Here is a 22440-nt window from a genome sequence, read left to right as displayed (position 1 = left end):
TCGAACAGACTTTAATCAGAAGTTTTGGAAGACCAAAATCATGAATACGGGATATCGTCTACATGCCCAAAACCACGATATTTTCCAAGAAGCTATGTTCATTGATTTTACAGCGCAGCTATTGCGGCCAATTGTCAGTTCTAAAGGAAGGCGCCGGCAAACCAGCTCCATTAAAAAGTGTTCCTTCGGCACAATTGTCAAATGCGTAACGCACTGCTTTGGGCCTCTTCACTTTATCCGACCAAACATCAATGGTGTTATTGGCATTAACTCTTACTTGAGCTTGATAAAACACCATATCCTTTCCTGCTATTTTAAACCCTTTAAGATCATTTCCTAAAAAATTCAACCCATCATCAAACTTAAATTTTAATCTTAGTTTTCCATCGGAGCGCTTTACAACCGATTCATAAACAGGCCCACTGTACACCACATGATTCATTCCATATACTTTCGCCAATGCCCATGAAGCCAATCTTTTACCGATAACTTTTTTCTCTGCAGGATGAATATCATTGCAATCACCTATATCCAAGGTTACAGCCATACCCGTATTTTCAGTATTCCCCATTGTTTGCAACTGCGCCTCCCTTAAATAGGCAGAATTAACAGGTAAACCCTTGCTATATTTATAAGGGGCAAGCTGTACAAAATAAAAGGGGAGGGAACTGTCTCCCCATTTATTTCTCCAAGAATTTATCATTGCGGGAAATAACGTTTTATACTCTTCGGCATTCCTAACATTCGCCTCACCCTGATACCATAAGATGCCTCTTATGGAAAATGGTATATAAGGTTTGAGCATTCCGTTGTACAACAAAGTGGGGACCACGTTCTTGTGGCGATTTGGTACCTCCTTAGGCAACTTGAACTCTTTATACATGGATAAGGTATTTTTATCCATCCAAGCCTCGATACTAGAACCGCCCCATGCCGTTTGAATCAAGCCTATTGGTACATTTAGAATATCATTCAGCTCTACACCAAAATGATAAGCCAAGGCACTGAAATCGATTACGCTTCCAGGCTCTGCCATCATCCATTCCCCAACAACATCATCAACGGGTGTGAGACTCGCTTTTAATTCATTTTTAAACAAACGGATTTCTGGGTTCTTTGAGTTCAAAACCGTCTCCTTACTCCCATTTATGGGAGATTTCCCATCATGAAACCCCTTTAATGGCATTACCATATTTGATTGACCGGAACAGAGCCACACCTCTCCAATCAGAACATTGTTCAAGTTAATTTCACTGGTTCCCTTTATTGTGACTTTATGGGGACCGCCCGCTCCTGGCGTTTTCAGCTTTAATTCCCATTTACCGTATTTGTCCGCATAACCAGATACCTTTTCTCCCCAATCCCCCAGTATCTCAATACTTGAGTTAGGCTTGTCCTTGCCCCAGATAGAAACATCTTCGTTCCTTTGCAATACCATGTTGTCACTAAAAAAGGACGGGAGTTCAATTTGTGCAATTAAATTTGAAGATAACAGCAGTAAGGTTACAACTATAAAATTCTCGATTTTCAACATAACTAACTTTTATTTTTATTTAACAAAAAGATTGGAGTAACGGTTCAATGGCAAAAAAATCCCCGCACTCTCGTCATAAAACTCTCTATCGAGAGCAAACATTCCATTTTCTGATTTGTTCCAAGAAGCCCTGCCCCTTGGGTGGTAACGAATCATATCATTCCAATTTCTATAGTTTTGGTGCCCATTGGTTTCCAACAATCCAACGTTCAACTTTGGCAAGGGCGCCAACCTAGCCGCAATCAATTTGTTCCAATCCACCATTACTGGATTTACGGTTAAATCAGCACAAAAACAGGGTATTTGCCTTTCATGGGCCAATTGTGCGATCTTCATGGTCATACTCAGTGTTTTTGCAACAGGCTTCAAGGCAATTGCCGAATATCCCATATCCATTCTCGCACGCGCATCCTTATCAGTATGGGCACTTTCATCTGCAGCAATATCGACTTCTAGGCCCGAAACATCCACCTCCAATGATTCGGGAAACGGCTCCTCAACCATTAGGATTTGATCATAAACACCTATTTTCTTGCATTGATCCAAAAACCGCCTGAACATGTCCAACGTTTCATATCTTCCATTTGCATCCAAATAATAGAGCAGGTTTCCATTAATAGAATTTTGTCCACAATCTTTACCATTTCCAAATTTTTTATGCACAAGTTTCAATCGACGAATGTCATCTTCGAGCATTTTTTCCTGCGGACCAGGAGATCCAATTTTTATTTTAAGGACACAATAACCCTGTTCCGCAAGCTGCGTCATTTCCGATTCTTTGGTTGAAAAGGAAATTGACGGTATACTAGCTATTTTGGAATGCCTAAATGAAAGTCCATCTCTGTACGGGCGCGGTACAAGGTCATCAAACGATGAAATGCCATTTTGTTTGGCAAAAAGCAACCAAGCCGCATTGTCAATGGAAACCATGGAGTTCAATGTGAATGTTTTTCTCAACTCCCGATTGCCCGTGATTCTTTTTCCATACTCATGCACTTGATCAAACACATCCTCCAACATATGAATGGGAGTTTCGAACTCTCTTCCCTTTACAAGTTGCGCAGCCTGGGCCGTTAAACTGTACATAAGTGAATTGCTACCACTTTCAGACCATTTCGATGCTACTTGGGAATCTGACCAGAGGGGACTTTGCACTCCCAAGCCAATGGCCTTATTCCCCATCACATCCTTAATTTGGGTTACAACTTGCCACAATCTAGTCACATAACCTCCTTTGAACCCGTACGAATCAATTAGGGGCTCCCGTTCAAATTCAACGTCAACCTTTCCAATTGACAACGGTTTTTTAAACTTTAGTTCATTCTTTGCATACATAACTTTTGGAAAACCAAACGTTAAGGCTCCACCCAGCATAGCCATTTTGCACATAAAGCCTCTACGGTCATTTTTAATTTTAGAATCCATAATAAACACTTCTAGTCGCTATGACAAGCCAGAAAACGGTTGAACCTAATGAACCAGCCCTACCTTGTCAAGTATTTCATCAATGAGAACCCATTCTCCATTTCTTTTACTACTTTCATGTGCAGCCTCCATGAAAGCAAATATTTCAATTGTTTCTTGAGAACCCACAGCTACTTTTCCTGTTTCAAAATAATCAAGAACAGCATGCCGTAAGGGCTCTACACCTTGATAATCGTCCATCCTGAACAAGCCCTTTTCAGTAAAGACCTGCCCACCAAACTTCGCTTTTCCGGTTTTCAAACCTCTGAAGTTTCCAACTCTTCCATCAGCCCAAACACCAGTTATAATATCGTATTTTGTGGTATTGAATCTTTTCACCCTTAAACAACCGGGCTTCATAACAGTAAACAACAATTCGATTCCATGTATCCCATACCAATACAATTCTGGGAAAATCGGTTGGTAAGAAATTGGAGAATAGACATCAGCCCCAATCACTTTTCCGAAATCCCCGTTTCTGATCTTCACCGCACTTTGCATAAAACGCAAGGCTGATGAAGTAAAAGTTGGCACGTTAAATTTTTTGGATACCCTAAATATTTTTACCACTTCCTTTAAGCTAGCAGCCATTGGTTTATCTATGAACACTCGCTTCCCAGACCTAAGAATCTCCTTCGCCTGGCTTAAATGGAGCCGTGGATCAACAGTACAAAGTAAGACATAGTCCACTTTATCCAGTAGTTCCTTCAAAGTCAGAACCACCTCAACCCCCATACCCTTAACTTCTCTGGTAAATCTATCCACCCTATTTGCGCTTAATGGAAAGTCCATACTTACTGTTGTAAATGCCGTCGTAACCTCGAAGTGATCTGAACTGTTAATAACCCTAATCAAAGTCGGGCTATGTGATGTATCCAACCCAACCACGCCCACTATCTTTTTTCTCGACTCCTTTAGCTCCGAAATCCCAATAGCCTTAGGCAAACACAAACTAAGCCCAAACATTGAAACTGATTTAACAAAGCCTCTCCTTTTAAACATCCCCAAACTATTTTATTTTGAAATATTACAAAACTAATGAATATATTTTAACTTATTTTATCTTTCGTTATATCTATTTAATATTATTTTTGAACAAAAAAAACATTTTATATGCACGAACTGAAAGATGATAGGCGCAACTTCATGAAGTCATTGGGTATCCTTGGAACTGGAATACTTACGGGGTGCTTATCCAATAAAGAAAAAAACAACACCGCCTGGCCCGGCAGAGCCAGTGGAGCAGAATATATGGGCACGTTCTCCGCGCCTCCCTTAGAAAAAGTACGGTGTGCTTTTATCGGTGTAGGCGCAAGAGGATTCTCGCATGTTGACCAATTTGCAGAAATCAAAGGCGTTGAAGTGGTTGCCATATGCGACCTGCACAAGGACCTGGTTAACGCAGCAGAAAAAGCATGCAAAGAAAAGCATGGACAGAACCACCAAAATATTGCAAAGTATTACGGAGGACAAAATCTTTGGCGAATAATGCTAGAAGAAGTAAAGCCGGATGCAGTCTTCATCTCAACCCCTTGGCATCTCCACGCCCCTATGGCGATTACAACTATGGAACAAGGTGCGCATGCTTTTTTAGAAGTTCCCTTAGCTACAAGCATTAATGACTTATGGCGCATTGTGGATACTTCAGAGAAAACGCGGAAACACTGCATGATGATGGAAAATTGCAACTATGGAAGAGATGAGCTACTATTTCTGAATATGTGTAACCAAGGAGTCATTGGTGATTTACTGCATGGGGAAGCAGCTTATATTCATGAACTTAGATGGCAAATGAACGAAGAGAACCGAGGAACTGGCTCATGGCGCACTTACGAATATGCCAAACACAACGGAAACTTATATCCCACCCATGGACTTGGCCCAGTATCCCAGTATATGAACCTGTCTCGGTCGAAGGATACTTTCTCACATTTAGTTTCATTATCCTCACCAGCAATTGGAAGGAAAAAATATGCAATTGAAAATTATAGCTCAGACCATAAATGGACCGAGTTGAACTTCAAGGCAGGAGACATTAACACCACGATCATCAAGACCGTTATAGGAAAAACCATCATGGTACAATGGGATGAAACAAGTCCAAGACCATACACTAGACTTAACATGATACAAGGCACCAAAGGAGTTCTGGCAGGCTTTCCAACCCGTATTGCGCTTGAAAATGGTATCCCAGGAATCACAGAGGACTTTCACAAATGGGCCCAGGGCGATCAATTACAACTCATATATGATAAATATGAACACCCCCTGTACAAGCGCCTAGGTAGTTTGGCAGCCAAACGAGGAGGTCACGGCGGAATGGATTTTATCATGCGATATAGGATCATAGAATGCCTAAGAAAGGGCGAACCTCTAGACCAAAACCTGTACGAGGGATGTTTTTGGAGCGCTGTGGTTCCGTTGACTGAACTCTCGGTTGCCAAGGGTGGAGCTCCCGAAGATTTCCCTGACTTCACAAGAGGTAATTGGAAGAAAACCTTGCCGGTACAAATTGTAACATAACATACAAACAATAGATTCTGACCAATACAAGCAACAAACTACCAAATTGCCTTGACTTAAAATTGTTCTAAAATTCTTATTGAAAAACACTTGCCATATGTGCACCCCAATAAAAGGATAGATGTTCAACTTCTTTCTTCTTAATCTATCCTTTTTGAAGTAACTCAAGCCCAAGACAAGCTGTCTTTCAACGGGCTGAATTCACATCTAGGGAACACATATAAGTTCTCCAACTCAAAAACTAGACCTATATCCTGAGAACTTTACAGGAGAACCAGAAAAAGGGGCATTGGCTGAAATTGGCAATGGTACAGAAAGTAATGCAGCTTGCGAATTGGGACAAGGTTGGAAAGTAAGCCCCTCGATCATAGTTGAACCCGGAGAGGTTTTCACCCTTGCTGAAATTGATGGCCCTGGTGGAATACAGTACATTTGGATGACTCCTACCAAGGATTGGTGTTTTTCGATTTTACAATTTTACTGGGATGGGGAGCACAATCCCTCTGTAGAAATATCGATTAGTGATTTTTTTTGGAATGGCAAAGGGAGAACATCCCCATTAAACTCAATCCACATAACGGGCATCCCGGCAAAGTTATTAATTCCTTGTCCCCTTAAAGCCTTAACAGGATAGGCGACCATCATGACCCTTGATTTATCTCACTCTCAAAGATTTAAAAGTTCGAATTGAAACTACGTTCACGAACCATGACAGTTAAAGAAATGCGCATGATAGTCAATAACTAACTTGCAGTACACTTATTTTATTGCAAAATACCCATTGCCTACCGGTCTGCCCACTCTTGACGAAACCTCAATTTAAGCACCGCGTAATCATAACTAATCCTCCGCGAGAAATACCAAAAAGCTTTGACATTTCATTGCAAGAATTACCCCATACCAAATTTTAATCATGTTCAGCTAAACGGCCACAATACAATCCCTAAATACATTTCATGCTACGACCACTTTTATCCCCAAATTTTCAATTTGACTTTTCTGTTCCTCACCGATACCGCTATCCGTAATTAAAACATGGATTTTGGACATGGGACATATAAAGGCAAGACTTCGTTTTCCAATTTTACTCGAATCAGCCAACACAATGATCTGACTTGCCATTTCGATCATTGTGGCATTTAAATGGGCTTCTTCTATATTTGGGGTTGATAGCCCGTTATCAATGTCCAATCCATCAACACCAAGAAACAGCTTATCACAAAAGTAGTTCCGAAGATTCTTCTCAGCAGCAGCTCCAATAAGGGAGAACGATTTATTCCTTAGGACCCCTCCTGGTATTATTACATTAATGTCATTATTATTGTAAAATTGATTAGCAATATTGAGGGCATTGGTTATTACGGTTATCCTTTCTTTTTTATCAATATTTCTAACAAACTCCATTGCCGTTGTACCTGAATCTATCATTATGGTATCTCCCTGATGCACATACTCGGCTGCAATCAAGCCAATCTTTTGCTTTGCTTTAATGTTTATCTTATCCTTCTCAGTAATATCATAGTCTATACCAACGGGATCTACACGCATAGCACCACCCCTGGCCCTTATTAAAATATTCTTTTTTTCAAGATTGGCCAAATCATTTCTTATTGTGACTTCACTAACCCCAAACATCCCACTCAATTCACTCACATTGACTTTTCCTGTTTGATTAAGTTTTTTAATAATCAATGACCTCCGGTCCACAGTAGATCTCTTTTTAGCCATATCTAACTATCTATTAAACAAATGTATAGTGCGTTTTTAGAACAAAATTTTACGGAAAAGTATTAAAAAAATAACTATTTCTAAAAAAAAAATTGTTCTTCATTTCGAAATATTGAAAATCTTGTGCCAGATAATTAAATGGCAACTGCCAGTTATTGCTTCTTAATTATCCTTCAAAAAATCTAGTTAAAACTTCCCTCGTGATACAGACCAGGGCAACTTATATTCCTTTTTTTAAGGCGATGTGTCTATCATTTTGGATAACTCAACCAAAGCCTCCTTTAATTCAAACTTGTACAAGCTGAGAGACTGAACTTATTCTTCAAAAATAACGTTATGAAATTGTTTATTGTTTTTTTTTATTATTTTTAACCAATTTCACATTACGATATGCTCATTCATGAAATGTTCCAAGCCCAAATATGGTGGCTAAAAATACAATACAACCCATTTTTTGAACAAAATTATCATGAAAATGAGTTTCCATTGAAAATTTTACTTGATAATCTAGGGATATTGAGAAGTTACTAATTACATGGAAGGAATTCTTCATGAAGAATTGTCTAAATAATATAAGGATTTTTAACCAATTTAATTTTCATACACCCTCTCTAAATGAAAGACATAAAGGTAGCCAGTGTTCAATTTGAACACAAAAATGGGGACAAGGCATATAACTTAAAAAGGATACAGGATTTTGCTCGACAAGCCAGTCAAAAGGAAGTTGACCTAATAGTCTTTCCTGAATGTTGTATAACTGGGTGTTGGTTTATAAGAAATCTATCTAAAAGTGATATTGCCGAATTGGCAGAAGATTTATTGAATGGCCCTAGTGTCAAAGAAATTTCAAGAATATCAAGCACGAACAATATTATCGTTTGTGCTGGACTAATTGAAAATTTTAACGGTGAATTTTACAACACCTATATAGTGGCCATGCCTGATGGAACTCTTAAGTTTCATCGTAAAATACATTGTTTCATTAATAAACATATGTCCTCTGGCAATGACTACACAATCATTGAAACTCCCTTTGGCTGGAAAATTGGTGTCCTTATTTGTTATGACAACAATATAATTGAAAACACAAGGATTACCACATTGATGGGGGCTAACGTTATAATAGCTCCTCATCAGACTGGGGGCTGCCGAACCAAAGATCCGAATATTATGGGAATAGTAGATTCCAAATTATGGAACAATAGACATGAAAAGCCCAAAGAAATAGAAATGGAGTTAAAAGGAGAAAAAGGAAGAGGTTGGCTTTTACGATGGTTACCCAGCAGGGCACATGACAATGGGGTATTTTATATATTCAGTAATGGCATAGGAAAAGATGATGATGAGATCCGAACAGGAAATGCGATGGTGATTGACCCCTATGGTCGGATTATTTCTGAAACTTGGAAGGCAGCTGATGAAATGATAATAGCAAAATTTGACAGCAAATTGTTACTGGATAATACAGGGCAAAGATGGATTACTGCACGACGCCCATCACTGTACACAACAATTTCCGAACCAACAAGAAAAGAAGTTGACATATTTACGGCTAGGTTTTCCGGAAAAGGGGCATAAATATGGATTTGTCCAAACCACATGGACGACCATAGTTATTCATCATGGAGGATTTTTCAATAAAAAGCCTTACTCGATGGCCTTAATAAGAAATATAAACCACCATTGACATATATATGATTTACATGAAAACACTAAAGAATCATGACCAAACCCAAATTTCCGTCCATAACTTTTAAGTTCATTTGTTGAATAGAAGATACTAAGCCATAGGCGAGGTTGAATTCGAAGGATTGATCTTCTTGTTCTCCCTAGCGCTTTTCCTTAAAGAAATCGCTGTCCTTAATCCTTAAATATAAATAACTCATGAAAAAAACCTTACCCATAATATTTGTCGTTTTAATGTTCTACGGATGCGGCAACAGATTCAAGGGTCAAGCAAAGATTAACCTTCAACCGCCGATCATAGCCCCTTTTAAGGGTATAGATACTATTTCAACAAATGACTGGTGGAACAGGAAACCTAATGAAATTATAGATGTTAAAGTAAATCGAGAGGACGTAATAGCATTCGGACTTTATACGGTTCATAACAACATCCTTAAACTTACTGCCCAATTATTTCCACTCTATCCAAATGAAACAAGGGAGGTTCGTCTTGAAATACAAAAAAATGGAAAATGGTTAGAAATACAGAAGGTAAAGGTAAATGACTTTGGATGGTCTGCACTATTTCGCATTGAAGGTTGGGATGACAGCAAAGATATTCCCTATAGGATATTACATGGAGAACAGGCTACTTTTAGAGGATTAATAAGAAAAAATCCAAAACATAAAAAAGAAATTGTTTTGGCCGCCCTTTCGTGCAACAGTAATAAAGATAGAGGAAACAGGAACCACTATGTCAACAACATTAACCATCAAAACCCAGATTTAGTTTTTTTTGCTGGTGATCAATCTTATGACCATTCTGAACATACAGCAGCTTGGTTGAAATTTGGGATACAGTTTAGGGAAGTTTTTAGGAATCGCCCGTGTATAACAATACCAGATGATCATGATATCGGCCAGGGAAACCTATGGGGAGAATCTGGAAAGAAGGCATTGACCAACGCTGGTAATGGAGGGGGGTATTACTACCATCATGAGTATGTGAAAATGGTTGAAAGGTGTCAGACTGGGCATCTTCCCGATCCATTTGACCCAACGCCAATCAAACAAGGCATAGGTGTTTATTATACCAATTTGCAATTAGGAGGTTTAGATTTTGCAATCATAGAGGATAGAAAGTTTAAGTCAGGTCCTAAAGGAAAAATACCTCAAATCGGTCCTCGACCAGATCACATCCTAGACCCAAATTATGACCCTGCAAGTATTGATTTGGAAGGCCTTGAGCTACTTGGAGATAGGCAGCTACATTTCTTGAACGAATGGGGTGAGCAAAACAAGGATAAAATTAAAGTTGTGTTGTCACAAACAGGCTTTTGTGGTGGAGCCCATATACACGGATCAAAAGAAAACCGTCTTCACGCTGATATGGACTCAAATGGATGGCCGCAAACTGGCAGAAACCAAGCTCTAAGAGTAATTAAAAAGGCAAACGCAATACATATAGCCGGAGATCAACATTTAGCAACGGTTATCCAACATGGGATTGATGATTTTGAAGATGGCCCTTGGGCATTCGTGGTCCCTGCCATAGTCAACGATTTTTATAGTAGATGGTGGTGGCCTGAGGATGAAAAGGCAGGAGAAAATTCAAATGGTGCATTGCCATGGACAGGTAGATACTTGGACGGCTTCAACAATAAGATTACAATGCATGCCTATGTCAATCCAGACAACCCTTCAAATGGTGCAGGTTATGGCCTAATCAGGTTTAAAAAGAAAAATAAAGAAGTTACGTTTGAGTGTTGGCCAAGAGATATTGATGTCTCAAATGGAAAAGCAAAACAGTTCAAAGGCTTTCCAATTAAAATTAAACTTGACAAATAGTGTCAAAATGATTGATCATACGTTTTAACAAGCCATGAAAGATAATAGGTTGAGGAAAGGACATAAATCCATTTGAACAGACCTAGTCGATAATTGAGGACAACTATAAACTTTAAGTTTCCAAAAGTGGAACGCAAAGAATCCAATATTAAACACGCTGTAGGTTGAATTGAGTTTTTTAGTCTAGTATAAAAACACCATATAAAGTACCAATGAACGGTTTTCTGGGACAATCAAAACCTTAAATTTGGCTTGTTTCGCCTAGCTGGTCCAAATACGAATTATATCTTTCGTTGGAGATTAATATGGCCTTATCCGGGCCTAATTGCAGTACTTACCTTTACACCAAAGTTACTTATTGCCATATACTAATCGTGTTCAAGGGAGTCTGTTGGATCTTCTGTGGTACAGATAACCTCCACCACGTTCATGCCTTTAATCAATTTTTGGCAACTATTATCATGGATAAGTAGCTTTTTAGATGCCTCTTGATGGATATCAAGTGCCGTATCTTCGTTGAGAAGTTCATCAATACCCGAAATAATATTTGAGTTCCAAATATGGTACAATGGATTTCGAAGTGCATGGGGTATTGTTTTGGCCCAAGCTATAAATTTTTCCTTGTCAGATGCGCTTCCCGTTATCAATTCCTCGTCAATGCTCATTGTACGCATGGCCCTCCCCACTTGTAGTGATTACCATCTATCCAAATCCGCGTAAGGTTTTCAAACATATGGTCTTCGGCAATTTGCTGGGGAGGGAGGTGACAATGGTAATCGATAATGGAGAGAATTCGGCGTAATTGTGGTAGAACTCATTCACATACGTGCTACTTAGCAGAAAATCTTCTGTAATGAAATTGATCTTTACCATTTTTCAAACTGTACTCCTAATTAACGTCCCAACCAACCACCGTCCACTGTTAAAATTGAGCCGGTAACATAGTCACTGGCCTTTGAGGTCAAGAAAATTACGGGTCCTTTAAAGTCTTCAGGCTTTCCCCATCTGGATGCAGGGATCCGAGCTAATATTGATGCATTTCTTTCAGCATCTTCTTGCAAAGCTTTTGTATTATCAGTGGCAACATAGCCAGGAGCAATAGCGTTTACTTGAACGCCCCTCGCCGCCCATTCATTGGACAAGGCCTTTGTCAGTTGGCCAATTGCACCCTTCGAAGCAGCATACCCTGGAACGGTAATTCCACCTTGAAAAGTGAGCAGTGATGCTGTAAATATAATTTTTCCCTTACCGCGTTTTACCATTTCTTTTCCCAGTTCGCGACTCAGAATGAATTGGGAATCAAGATTTACATTCATCACCTTGTCCCAATACTCATCTGGATGGTCAATGGCAGGTTTCCTTAGTATTGTACCAGCATTGTTTACCAAAATGTCAATGACGGGGTTTTCGTCTTTAACTTTTTTTATGAAATCGTACAATGATTTTCGATTGGCGAAATCACATTGGTAACCGATAAATTTCTTGCCAATTTTGGAAATACGTTTTTCAACTGCCGAACCAGATGTCTCCAATGTGGCTGACACTCCAATAATGTTAGCCCCAGCCTCTGCCAAAGCCTCCGCCATCGCAAATCCAATTCCTCTTTTACACCCAGTGACCAAGGCTGTTTTTCCAGATAAATCAAACATCTTTTCCATCGACCTATTTCAAATTATCTGTTGGGCAAATGTCCATATCCCCGTAATCAAGGTTCTCACCTGCCATACCCCATACGAACGAGTAATTAGATGTTCCAGCCCCTGAATGTATAGACCATTCAGGCGAAAGAATTGCCTGGTTGGCCTGCATGAAAATATGTCTTGTATGTTGTGGTTGCCCCATAAAATGGCATATTGTTTGGCCTTTTTCCAATTCGAAATAAAAATAGGCTTCCATCCTTCTCTCATGGGTATGTGCTGGTATGGTGTTCCAAACATTACCCTCAACGAGCTCGGTGATTCCCATCTGTAACTGACAAGTTTCTACAATCCCATTGACAATTAATTTCTTTAGAATCCTCTGATTTGCATACTTAGGATTCCCTAATTCAATTACCTCTGCATTATCAACACCCACCTTCTGGGTCGGATAGCTTTTGTGAGCAGGTGCTGAATTAAAATAAAACAGTGGGTCACCTCCAGTCTTGAAGACAACTTCCTTTACTCCTTTGCCAACATAGAGTGCCTCCTTCCTATCAAGTTCAAATGCTATACCATCAACCGACACCACCCCCCTATTACCAACGTTCACAATGCCAATTTCCCTACGGTCCAGAAAGTGTTCAGACTTCAAATATGGAACTGTTTTTAAGGCCAGGTCCTGGTTCTTAGGATTTGCACCACCTACAATATAACGATCGTACATGGAATAGGTAAGGTTAACAGAATTCTCTAGAAAAAGATTGTCTAGCAAAAAGTGATCTCTTAATTTTTCCGTACCATAGGACTTTGCATCTTCCGGGTGTACCGTGTATTTTAATTGATGGTTCGTCATAGCGTTCTATTTATGTAATCGATTGCGCAAATGTAGGCCTTTTCAAGTCAATTCCCACTAAAACCTAATATTTTTATTCATTTACCAGTGATTAGCAAAAATTCTACACAGTAATTTCTTTACTTTTGAATACAATTAGGTAGCCCCCTCTTTTTTAACTTTTTTACATGTAAAAGGCAGAAAAACTACTACCTGCAGACCAACTATACATTCTAGTTGAGTAACTAACCTATTTTTCAGGCCTTGTCATCATTAATATGGTTTTAGAAAAGACGAACAATTAGCTACTAGCAAATAAAGAAAAGGTACCAATTCATAAAAAAATTATATCGACAGTACTATGATTTTTTTACAACCTTTAGAAAAGGATTATACGATGTCAATATTAAATTGTAAACCTTCATGTACAATTTTGGTTTTGAGTGTTCAACGTTCTTATTAGAACTACTATAAAAACGATGTTGACCTACGTTCAAGGAGTATATCAGTTTTGCATAAAGAACAATCGACGTTGAAAGAATTGAATTTTGAATTAATTTAGGTAATTCGTTATGTGTCCACCAAAACTTTGATTAAAATAGGTAAATATCCCTTTTACATCATAAAGAACTTCATCCGTAAACAGCAAAAACCAAAAAATATCTAGAATTGATCCGAACAACACTTGAAAACCAAGGATTTGCCGCTATCTTTACATAACGAAAGTTGTCATTGACAAATCATATTGTTTTTTGGTTCACAAATCGTCAACATTGGCCAGTGGATCATGGCAGGATGTAGATATATACTGGGGTCCGGGGTTTAGGTTCAGAACCCAGTCAGACCATCTTCCCTTCCCCAAAAAGGTTGCCCTGGTTTGCGGCATTGAATGGACAGACATCACAAGCCCCTGCTTTGGGTACTTAAGTCTTGTCGGTCAAATCAAAACAGGCTCTGGACAGGTCAAAGGTCCGGCTTTCAATCATACGTTTGACCCGATGCTCACCAGGTTCAAAAAGTGCCAATGCCACCCCAAGGGAAATCGTCATTTCCCCGCTGCGGACAAAGGACTTGAACCCTTCGATCAAACATGCCAATTTGATGCGCTGACGGATATAGTTCCTGGAACGGTCCAGCCGTTGGGCAATCTCACTGGGTTAGTAACGGTCCAACAGAAACTGGATGGCCTCGGCCTCCTCGGTGGGTTCCACATCCTTGCGCTGTAGGTTTTCGATGATCTGTACTTCGAGAACTTCCGTATCGACATAGTTCCTGACCATGACCGGTATTGTGGTTAATCCTACTAATTTACAGGCCCGGTACCTACGTTCACCCATGACGATGATATAGCCATCATTGGATTTTCGGACCGTGATCGGCTGCAATACCCCATGTTCGGCGATGCTCTGTGCCAATTGTTCGAGGCTCTGGTCGTCAAAGGTTTTACGGGGTTGGCAAGAATCTGGGGAAATAGAATTGATTTCTAGCATCTGGATTTGGGGAAACACTTCCGTTTTTTGAACGTTTTTGAGACCCTTCCCCTTTGTTTTTTGCCCGTTGATTCTCCTACGGGCCACATCTGGTTTTGTTTTTGTTTCCATGACTTTTGGATTTTGGTTAAACAATATTCGAGCGATGGCCAAGCGGAAGACAAATCTTTGGAGCGGCAAGGAAACGGAATAAATAGCGACCCAAGGAACGGTTTTATGCCGTCCCTTGTCCGACAAACAATTTGCGGGCTTAACTTTCGGGAATATTGGATAGCTACATATCCCATTATTTCAATTGAACTGGAAGATTGATGTATTACAGCCTTCACCTATTTTTTGATCAAGTATTAGGATGCTGAGCACAATACTGGCCCGTTACGTTACCTTGGAGATAGTTTGTTCTCATCTTTTCCACGACAACTTTATATTTTGATCCATGCATACAGAGATTTTTAAATGTCTTGGAAAGAGGTTTTGCTTCCTCCTGTTCATTGAAAAAACGATTGTTCTCCATACAAAAAGGCGGATTTTGGTTGAAACAACAATTACCTAATGAAATAGCTATGCAAGTGCCTCCACGTTCTATCTAATAATACTTAAGTGCCCTTTTTGTTTCGCAATGTCATGGTTGTTATATTCTCGGCTATCTACATTCGATTGCCCTTCCAAAATTTGTTTGAGGGCATTCATATCCTTGCTGATCTTTTTCTCCACCACCCTGGCATATTTCTGAGTCGTCGAGAGTTTGTTGTGCCCCAACAGTTTCGCAACCGTTTCAATGGGAACATTGTTCATCAATGTAATTGTTGTGGCAAAGGTATGTCGGGCCACATGGAAGGTCAGGTGTTTCTGGATATGTGCCTTTTTAGAAATTAATTTAAGGTAATGATTGACCTTTTGATTGGAATATACCGGTAGCAAGGCATTTCCGTTTTCTGCAATGGCATACTCTTGATATTTATCCAAAATAAGTTTTGCAGGATGGAGCAAAGGTACCTTTACGGGGGTCTTGGTCTTTTTCCGCTTGACATTGATCCACTGCTCTCCATCAATTCCGGACACAATATCACTTGCTTTCAGCAATTTGACCTCAGTATAACTTAGGCCCGTATAACAAGCAAAAAGAAAAACATCCTTGACAATGTCCATCCCATTGCTCACAACTTCCAATGACCATAGCTTCTGTAATTCCCAGTCCTCGAGAAAATCACTGTCATAATCCTCATATTTCAATTTGTATTGATGGAAAGGATCAATGGATATGCACTGTAATTTACAGGCAATTCCCACGAACTTCTTGAAGCGCTCCAAGTGTTTCATGATCCCATTGTTGGTCAATGGCTGGTGTTTATTTATTGGGGTACAAGTCCTTAGGAAACTCTCAAATTCAACAACAAAGGAATAATCGATAAAGGACAATCTGACATCCTTGGTATGGAACCTTTTCTTGATGAACCTTTTGAGATAGGTTTCCGTGGCACCATAGTTCTTGGAAGTACCTGAAGCCAATTTAGGTATCTCATGTGTGCGGTGATATTCGAAAATATCCTCTAGTGAGACAATTTTTTTATCCCTTCCCAAATAACGCTGCTTGATGGCATTGGGGGAAATGGGCAGGCCTTCGCAGAACAATTGCCTGTGGCAGTCCATGAGCTTTGCATGGACCTTATCAAGATACTTGTTGGTACTATTGGCCTCATGGGCCCGATGGTCCAATTTGCCCAATTTTGCAGACCATCGTTCTTCCTTGGTAGATCTATGGACACTTAGGTCACAGTAGCGGCCCTCAAATCGGATACGCGCATAAATAGGAATAAGTCCGTCTTCTTTTTTGGCTGTTTTCTTCAGCCAGAAACTGACAATAAAGGAATTGGTACAGTTCATGTGTTTTCGCTTTAAATGAAACAATCCGTTGAGCGAAAATCAAATCACATGAAAATCAAATCAGAACGTACAAGTTAAGGAATTTGCCCCTAAGAAAATAGGACATCGTATAGGACATCCTCACTATTGGTTTCAAATGGGCACAAAAAAAACCAGAAAACATTTAATCTTCTGGTTTTTAATGAATTATGATTTTGTTTGTGCTCACAAAATCATGGTTCGTCGGGGTGGCAGAATGTGAGAAAAATTCTTATCTCACTAAAAACCAACCATATAACTTCTCATTTTTCTGATCGGTCGCCTTTTTGGTCTCTTTTTTAGAACGTTTGTGACTTTCAGAATACTGAAGATACCGATTAATATCATTTGTTCATTAACAAAAGAGGTCCAAAATCTATTGTTGCAAAAGATAAAATGATTAACCAATTAAGTTGATAATTTGGTTTTATTGTTTCACTGTTTAATTTTAATAGGATCATATGGTGGTAAACTTTGGTTAAATCTGTAGATACCCCAAAAATTAGGGCAGTAAGTTTAATCATTAAATTTACTGAATATGACACGAAGAAAATTCACCCCGAAGTTCAAGACCAAAGTGGTCCTGGAAGCCTTAAAGGAGCGGCATAGCCTTGCCGAACTTGCCCAGAAGTATGAGATACACCCGACCCAGATCAGCGCATGGAAGCGCGATTTCCTCGATGGGGCCGAGCAGGTGTTCGAATCGGGAAAGAAGGATGCCCGCAGCGAGACCGAAAGGGAGAAGGACAAACTTCTAAAGGCCATAGGCCAGTTGAAGGTCGAGAACGATTTTTTAAAGGACGCCTTGCGCTGAGACCACTCTCCGAACGCAGAAAAATGATACGCAAGGGTCATTCCAAGATGAGCATTGTAAAACAATGCAGAACATTGTCGGTCCATCGTTCCGGGCTGTACTATAAGCCCAAGGGCGAGACCGAACTGAACCTGAAACTCATGCGCGAGATGGACGAACATTATCTCCACCATCCCTTCAAAGGGGCAAGGCGCATGCACATCTGGCTGACCAAGGACAAAGGCTATAAAGTGAGCAGAAACCGGATCGAACGGCTCTATTACAAGGTAATGGGGCTCAGGGCAGTCCTTCCGGGAAAACATACCTCCCGAAGGTGCAAGGACCACAAAACGTATCCCTACCTGCTGAGGGACCTGACCATCGAGCGTCCAAATCAGGTATGGGCCACAGATATCACCTATATCCCCATGCAACAGGGATATCTCTACCTGGTGGCCATCATCGACCTGCACAGCCGCTATGTACTGAACTGGAGCGTGTCCAATTCCATGGATGCCCAATGGTGCAGGGAAACATTGGAAGAGGCCATAGGTGAGCACGGGGCACCGGAAATCCTCAATACGGACCAGGGAAGCCAGTTTACCGCCGAGGAGTTCGCCAACTATGTCCTTGGACAGGGAATACGCCTGAGCATGGATGGTAAGGGAAGGGCCACCGACAATGCATTTATTGAAAAGCTGGAGGACCGTGAAGCATGGGAAGATATACCTGAACCCGCCAAGGGACGGTATGGAACTCTATCTGTTATTGGAAGAGTACTTAGATTATTACAACCATGAAAGAAGACATCGGTCCATCGACTATGAAAGACCTATCGATCTATTTAAGAGAGCGGCCTGACAATTATATTAGTTTTGTAGAGAAACTGTCCTAAAGATCGGGGTATCTACATCTATAAATACGACGAACTATAAAATTATTAATAAACATGCTCTTAATGAGCAATCGGAAAAATTATAAACAATTCAACACTTTTGCCAAACATGACATACTTTGATACTTATCAGTCATTTTGAATAGTGGTGTTTTCTAAATATAAAAGGTCATGATCATTTTCTTGCCTAAATGAATCATCCCTCAACAAATTGAAATTTCCTAAAAGCAGATCGATATCCCCATCATAATCAAGATCTCCTTTATCCATCACCAACCAATTCCCCAACATTGCCTCTTGGGTAACATATGGCCTAAAGGTATAGGATTCTGAATCTTGATTTTCAAGGTAGACAAATCCTTCTTCAGGATTATCCGAAAAATCTGGAAAGAACGACATCACTGCAAAATCAACATCCCCATCCAAATCAAAATCATCCGCCAGAACCCGCGTTGCCCCATTGATGGGATAAAACCATTTTTCCGAGAATTCATTCTCGCCATTGTTCAAGTATAGTCTAACCCCATGATAAGGCTTTAAAAAATTAGAATAATCCGCATTATCCCCATTGGCCACAACAATATCCGCATGCCCATCTTTGTTGTAGTCCAAAATGGAAAACCAGCTAAGGCCATGTTCGGGTGATAGTCCAATCACCTGCTCCATATTGAAACTTAGATTGTCCTTTTGATAAAAAACATAAATTCCTTCCCTGCCTTGGGAAAACAGCGCCACAATATCCTTTTTCCCATCGTCATCCATATCCAAAACTTCAACCTTAATACTTCCAGGCAAAGCTAACAAAGTGCGTTTTTTGTAAGTGGAATCTTTTTTCACAAAAAGGGAGAGCTCCCCGGTATGATGTCCAAACTCACAGACTATGATTTCCTTTTGCCCATCTTCGTTCAAATCTAAGATTTGGGTATAAACAGGTCTGTGTAATTTTTCTAAGAGCAGTGCAATCGTATCCGTACCAGCGTTATAAAGCTTACCTTTTGGAATTTCACTGGGGCCCATTATTCCAATCTCGGTAAGATAAAGGGTACCTTGATCAATAACACTTGAAACCACAGGCGATTCGAATGCGGTGTCTACTGGCGGTGATTTTTTCCATTCATGGATTTGGCCAAAAACATCCCCTATCATTATCCTTCCCGTTGAACCGTCAATTTTTACATTTATAACCCCTCCCGTAAGGGTATTGTTATTTACTTTCATTATCCGCGGATCAAACTGGAAAAGCATGGACGCCCTTCCCTTCCTCGTAGGCACATTTTGAACACTGTCAGGAGCCTTACCTATAACATAATCATGTAGCCGTTTCCAAGTCACACTGTCCAGCATGGGCGTTTCAGGATAAGTATTGCTCAATCGAACATAATGATTTTCTTCAATCGAATACTTATATGGATTGAAGTCGTTGTAACGGTATCCCATTCGTGCCGCCATTTCTGGAAGTACATTATTTTCCCATATTGACTTTGGAATGTGCGCAGGATTGGGAGCAATGTGACAGCTGCCACAATACATCTGATATTCAACCTCAATACTTGTCAGTTGTTTATTATTTTTAGGGAAGAACAAAACCAATGATAGCATACCAAAAATAAGAGCTGAGATTACTACTAAGAATAATGGTCGTATTTTCCGTTCAGAATGGCTTTTTTTTTCCATGTGTTGTTTTTAAACTGTTACTATCATTTAGATTCTGCGAATCAAAATCCTCATGAGCTTTAGGCCCCCAAACTTTTTTGATGTCCTTGCAACTTAAATCCCTTTTTCCAACCATCAACACAAAATAGAATCAGAATATGACATCATACCAATGGCTCATGTTTCAAATAATATTTAGCCCTTAGGGCATCAAACTGCAAAGCTATTTAGGCAGAACCGTACAAAATGATCTCCAGGGTATCTATATGAAATTGATGGAATCTATCAATTCTTCAATATTTGCTATCCAAGTGAATACTACTTCAAATACCTTCCCGGCAATTTTTTTAATGGCCTAATCTGTATATTTTTGAAATATATTTCTGCACCTTCTGATTGTAGTTGAATTTTTCCCTTGGTCAATGGAATTTCCTGACCATCCTTATCGATTTGAGAGGAATTATACAGTACCATGTTTTTCTGTCCGTTAATAACATGTATGGCAATACCATCCAAACAATACAGGTCAATGGTATTCCACTCACCTGAAGGTTTTTCGGCATCAATGGACTTCACCGCATGCCTCCCACGTTCAATTGCAGGTGAAAAATGCAGTAGTTCGCCCTCTGGGTCATAAATGAAACTTGTTCCTTCCATCTTGACCGGAACGTCAAAGGTTGCGCCTGCACAACCCCAATAATCGCCGGTATCACCCTCCTGTATTTGAAACTCTTGGGAGCGCATCCAAAAACCACTGTCCGCTCCATGTTCGCCGACAGCGTGGTAGAGAAGGCCGCTGTCCCGTGGACTATTCTCCTTTGGGGCATATTTATGGCTCCCCCATTTGAACTGTAACTGCAAATGATAATTTTCAAATTCTTGATGTGTGGACAGCCCCCCAAAACGCTTTCCAGACACATGAATAACAGGCTCTCCTTCCAGAACATCCACTTTGAACAGCCCGTCAGGATCATTATTCAAGCCCAATCTTGGGCCTTTTGTCCATTCATCCCACTCTCCCCCATTAAATTCTGCTCCAATGTATGTATCCCAATTTGACAAATCCTTGCCATTAAAAAGTACAGTCCATTTTTTTTCAACTTCATTGGGAGAAAACCCCAAAACTGCAAACATTGTAATTGCTATGGCCCAAAACACCGATTTTTTCATGGTTTGCTCTTGTTTAAATTTATATAGATTAATATACGCCAAAAACTTGTAGGTCTATTTCGGTCATTTGTAAACATCAATTAAATGCGTCCTGATCTTCACGGGAACAAGCACTGAATCTTTTGAATCATATATGGACATGGATTTTGAAGAAGTGAGGGGCATATGGCATTCCACGCAATTGTTGCCCACGGTCAGTCTTTTGTCCACTTCCATGGCACAATCAATGTCATTTCCCTGTTGCTGGTGACAAGCTATACATTTTGCATTGAAACTTTCAAAATCCCCACGCTGGTTTTTGTGCGGGTCATGGCAGCTTGAACAGTCCATAGCCTTGCTCTTCTTAAAACACGAGCTGGCCAATAAAAGACCATATTGGTTGCCATGAACATCCAATGAACCCAGGCTGGTATTATCATAATCCGGATTGGGATAATCCTGGAGTGTATCTCCGGCCATAAATGAAAAAGGCCTTTCTTCCATTCTTCTTTTAGCCCCTGAATGACAGAGAGCACAGGCTTGGAGTTTCTGTTTTTGGGTAAAATGGGAATAGGAAAGTATCTTTTTGGCTTCAGTCTCATTTGGATGGGCCAAATGGTAGTTTACATGGCCCACACTTGGCCCATGGCACCGCTCACAATCAATGCCATAAATAAATTTTGATTTATCATAAGCATGAGGTTTGTTGAATACGTTCTTATTTTCCGCAAAAGTTACATGGCACTCAAGGCAGCGTTGTCTTATGGGGCGATTTGGCGCAAAAACCCCGCTGGGATACCCCGGACTGTTCACCCAACTCCCGGAAGGCTCAAAATACGATACTTGTAACTGGAAAAGCTCGTCTTCTTGCCAATTAAGATAGGTTTGTCCCTTAGTACCGGAGCCGATCACAATGTCCATTCGCTTGGAATCGACCAACGAACTGTCTGCCCTCAAAAATGCATCTTGGTAAAAACCATCCGCTCTGGAGTGCATTAAGAACACAATCTCATCGTTGAGCAAATAGCTGTTGTTCTTGTTGAAACTCCCCTTTATGGATATACTGTCCGCAAGTCTAGACGACTGAAAATGTGCTGTTTCAATATGGGATTGGAAAATATGCCCATGGCAATCGATACAATTATTTGATCCGGCAAAACCCTGTCCGTTGATGTGCTTGGCTATGGGATCGATAGAGATATAAGGACTTTCAGAAGCAGAATTGACAAGTCTTTCCAAAAGAAGGAGGAGACCTATGACTGTCAAGAAAATGAAAATGTATGTCAAAAATTTGTAGTCCTTCATAAAAATTGAAACACATCAA

Annotated in this window: 20 protein-coding genes; 6 read left to right on the top strand and 14 right to left on the bottom strand. The window is 40.1% G+C overall.

The features are described from left to right. Positions 1-118: 118 nt before the first annotated feature. The 3 genes from ACO6S0_RS05335 to ACO6S0_RS05325 are packed head-to-tail and all read right to left on the bottom strand — an operon-like array spanning position 119 to position 4000. Positions 119-1534 carry a sialate O-acetylesterase gene (locus ACO6S0_RS05335; RefSeq protein ID WP_422350961.1) on the bottom strand — a complete coding sequence of 472 codons (1416 nt, stop codon included), beginning with the start codon at positions 1532-1534 and terminating at the stop codon, positions 119-121. A 15-nt stretch (positions 1535-1549) separates the two neighbouring features. Continuing rightward, positions 1550-2959 carry an enolase C-terminal domain-like protein gene (locus ACO6S0_RS05330; protein ID WP_422350960.1) on the bottom strand — a complete coding sequence of 470 codons (1410 nt, stop codon included), beginning with the start codon at positions 2957-2959 and terminating at the stop codon, positions 1550-1552. A gap of 45 nt (positions 2960-3004) precedes the next feature. Beyond that, positions 3005-4000, bottom strand: a complete 996-nt coding sequence (locus tag ACO6S0_RS05325) for a Gfo/Idh/MocA family protein (RefSeq protein ID WP_422350959.1) — start codon at positions 3998-4000, stop codon at positions 3005-3007. Between the two features lie 111 nt (positions 4001-4111). Here ACO6S0_RS05325 and ACO6S0_RS05320 point away from each other — a divergent pair, with 111 nt between their 5' ends. Further along, positions 4112-5521: a Gfo/Idh/MocA family protein gene (locus tag ACO6S0_RS05320; RefSeq protein ID WP_422350958.1), complete on the top strand. Its 1410-nt coding sequence runs from the start codon at positions 4112-4114 to the stop codon at positions 5519-5521. 436 nt (positions 5522-5957) lie between these two features. Then, positions 5958-6155 carry a DUF2961 domain-containing protein gene (locus ACO6S0_RS05315; protein WP_422351805.1) on the top strand — a complete coding sequence of 66 codons (198 nt, stop codon included), beginning with the start codon at positions 5958-5960 and terminating at the stop codon, positions 6153-6155. Positions 6156-6475: 320 nt separating this feature from the next. On the opposite strand, the gene agaR is transcribed toward ACO6S0_RS05315, so the two are convergent. Further along, complete coding sequence (agaR, locus tag ACO6S0_RS05310; protein WP_422350957.1) at positions 6476-7249, bottom strand: transcriptional repressor AgaR; 774 nt, start codon at positions 7247-7249, stop codon at positions 6476-6478. Between the two features lie 615 nt (positions 7250-7864). Here agaR and ACO6S0_RS05305 point away from each other — a divergent pair. Next, positions 7865-8827, top strand: coding sequence for a nitrilase-related carbon-nitrogen hydrolase (locus tag ACO6S0_RS05305; RefSeq protein ID WP_422350956.1), 963 nt, complete (start codon positions 7865-7867; stop codon positions 8825-8827). A 306-nt stretch (positions 8828-9133) separates the two neighbouring features. Continuing rightward, positions 9134-10762, top strand: a complete 1629-nt coding sequence (locus ACO6S0_RS05300; protein WP_422350955.1) for an alkaline phosphatase D family protein — start codon at positions 9134-9136, stop codon at positions 10760-10762. 368 nt (positions 10763-11130) lie between these two features. Here the strand turns inward: ACO6S0_RS05300 and ACO6S0_RS05295 are convergent, their stop codons facing one another. The 7 genes from ACO6S0_RS05295 to ACO6S0_RS05265 form a co-directional block, all read right to left on the bottom strand. After that, positions 11131-11436 (bottom strand): glucuronate isomerase, encoded by a 306-nt coding sequence (locus tag ACO6S0_RS05295; RefSeq protein WP_422350954.1) that lies wholly within the window; start codon positions 11434-11436, stop codon positions 11131-11133. Then, complete coding sequence (locus tag ACO6S0_RS05290; protein WP_422351804.1) at positions 11424-11543, bottom strand: glucuronate isomerase; 120 nt, start codon at positions 11541-11543, stop codon at positions 11424-11426. The genes ACO6S0_RS05295 and ACO6S0_RS05290 overlap by 13 nt, the downstream gene beginning before the upstream one ends. Positions 11544-11655: 112 nt before the next feature. Further along, entirely contained in the window at positions 11656-12411 is a 756-nt protein-coding gene (locus ACO6S0_RS05285) for an SDR family oxidoreductase (RefSeq protein WP_422351803.1), read from the bottom strand. A gap of 13 nt (positions 12412-12424) precedes the next feature. Then, entirely contained in the window at positions 12425-13255 is an 831-nt protein-coding gene (gene kduI / locus ACO6S0_RS05280; protein ID WP_422350953.1) for a 5-dehydro-4-deoxy-D-glucuronate isomerase, read from the bottom strand. A 902-nt stretch (positions 13256-14157) separates the two neighbouring features. Next, entirely contained in the window at positions 14158-14322 is a 165-nt protein-coding gene (locus ACO6S0_RS05275) for a hypothetical protein (RefSeq protein WP_422350952.1), read from the bottom strand. 69 nt (positions 14323-14391) lie between these two features. After that, entirely contained in the window at positions 14392-14835 is a 444-nt protein-coding gene (locus tag ACO6S0_RS05270) for a ParB/RepB/Spo0J family partition protein (protein WP_422350951.1), read from the bottom strand. A gap of 471 nt (positions 14836-15306) precedes the next feature. After that, the gene (locus ACO6S0_RS05265) at positions 15307-16608 is read right to left on the bottom strand and encodes a site-specific integrase (RefSeq protein WP_422350950.1); all 1302 of its coding nucleotides are present in this window, start codon (positions 16606-16608) and stop codon (positions 15307-15309) included. A gap of 556 nt (positions 16609-17164) precedes the next feature. On the opposite strand from ACO6S0_RS05265, the gene ACO6S0_RS05260 reads away from it, so the two are divergent. Both ACO6S0_RS05260 and ACO6S0_RS05255 read left to right on the top strand, forming a co-directional pair. Continuing rightward, positions 17165-17440: a transposase gene (locus tag ACO6S0_RS05260; protein WP_072882405.1), complete on the top strand. Its 276-nt coding sequence runs from the start codon at positions 17165-17167 to the stop codon at positions 17438-17440. A 23-nt stretch (positions 17441-17463) separates the two neighbouring features. Further along, positions 17464-18219, top strand: a complete 756-nt coding sequence (locus ACO6S0_RS05255) for an IS3 family transposase (RefSeq protein ID WP_422350949.1) — start codon at positions 17464-17466, stop codon at positions 18217-18219. A 224-nt stretch (positions 18220-18443) separates the two neighbouring features. On the opposite strand, the gene ACO6S0_RS05250 is transcribed toward ACO6S0_RS05255, so the two are convergent. The 3 genes from ACO6S0_RS05250 to ACO6S0_RS05240 all read right to left on the bottom strand — a co-directional run bounded on the left by ACO6S0_RS05250 (position 18444) and on the right by ACO6S0_RS05240 (position 22421). Next, positions 18444-19988: an FG-GAP repeat domain-containing protein gene (locus ACO6S0_RS05250; protein ID WP_422350948.1), complete on the bottom strand. Its 1545-nt coding sequence runs from the start codon at positions 19986-19988 to the stop codon at positions 18444-18446. Between the two features lie 297 nt (positions 19989-20285). Then, positions 20286-21137, bottom strand: a complete 852-nt coding sequence (locus tag ACO6S0_RS05245) for a 3-keto-disaccharide hydrolase (RefSeq protein WP_422350947.1) — start codon at positions 21135-21137, stop codon at positions 20286-20288. A gap of 63 nt (positions 21138-21200) precedes the next feature. Next, positions 21201-22421 (bottom strand): multiheme c-type cytochrome, encoded by a 1221-nt coding sequence (locus ACO6S0_RS05240; RefSeq protein ID WP_422350946.1) that lies wholly within the window; start codon positions 22419-22421, stop codon positions 21201-21203. Positions 22422-22440 lie beyond the last annotated feature (19 nt).

The sequence above is a fragment of the Flagellimonas sp. genome (genome assembly GCF_965233845.1).
Lineage (GTDB): Bacteria > Bacteroidota > Bacteroidia > Flavobacteriales > Flavobacteriaceae > Flagellimonas.
Note: the sequence above shows the minus strand (reverse complement) of the source record. Positions and strands in the feature narration are given on the sequence as shown.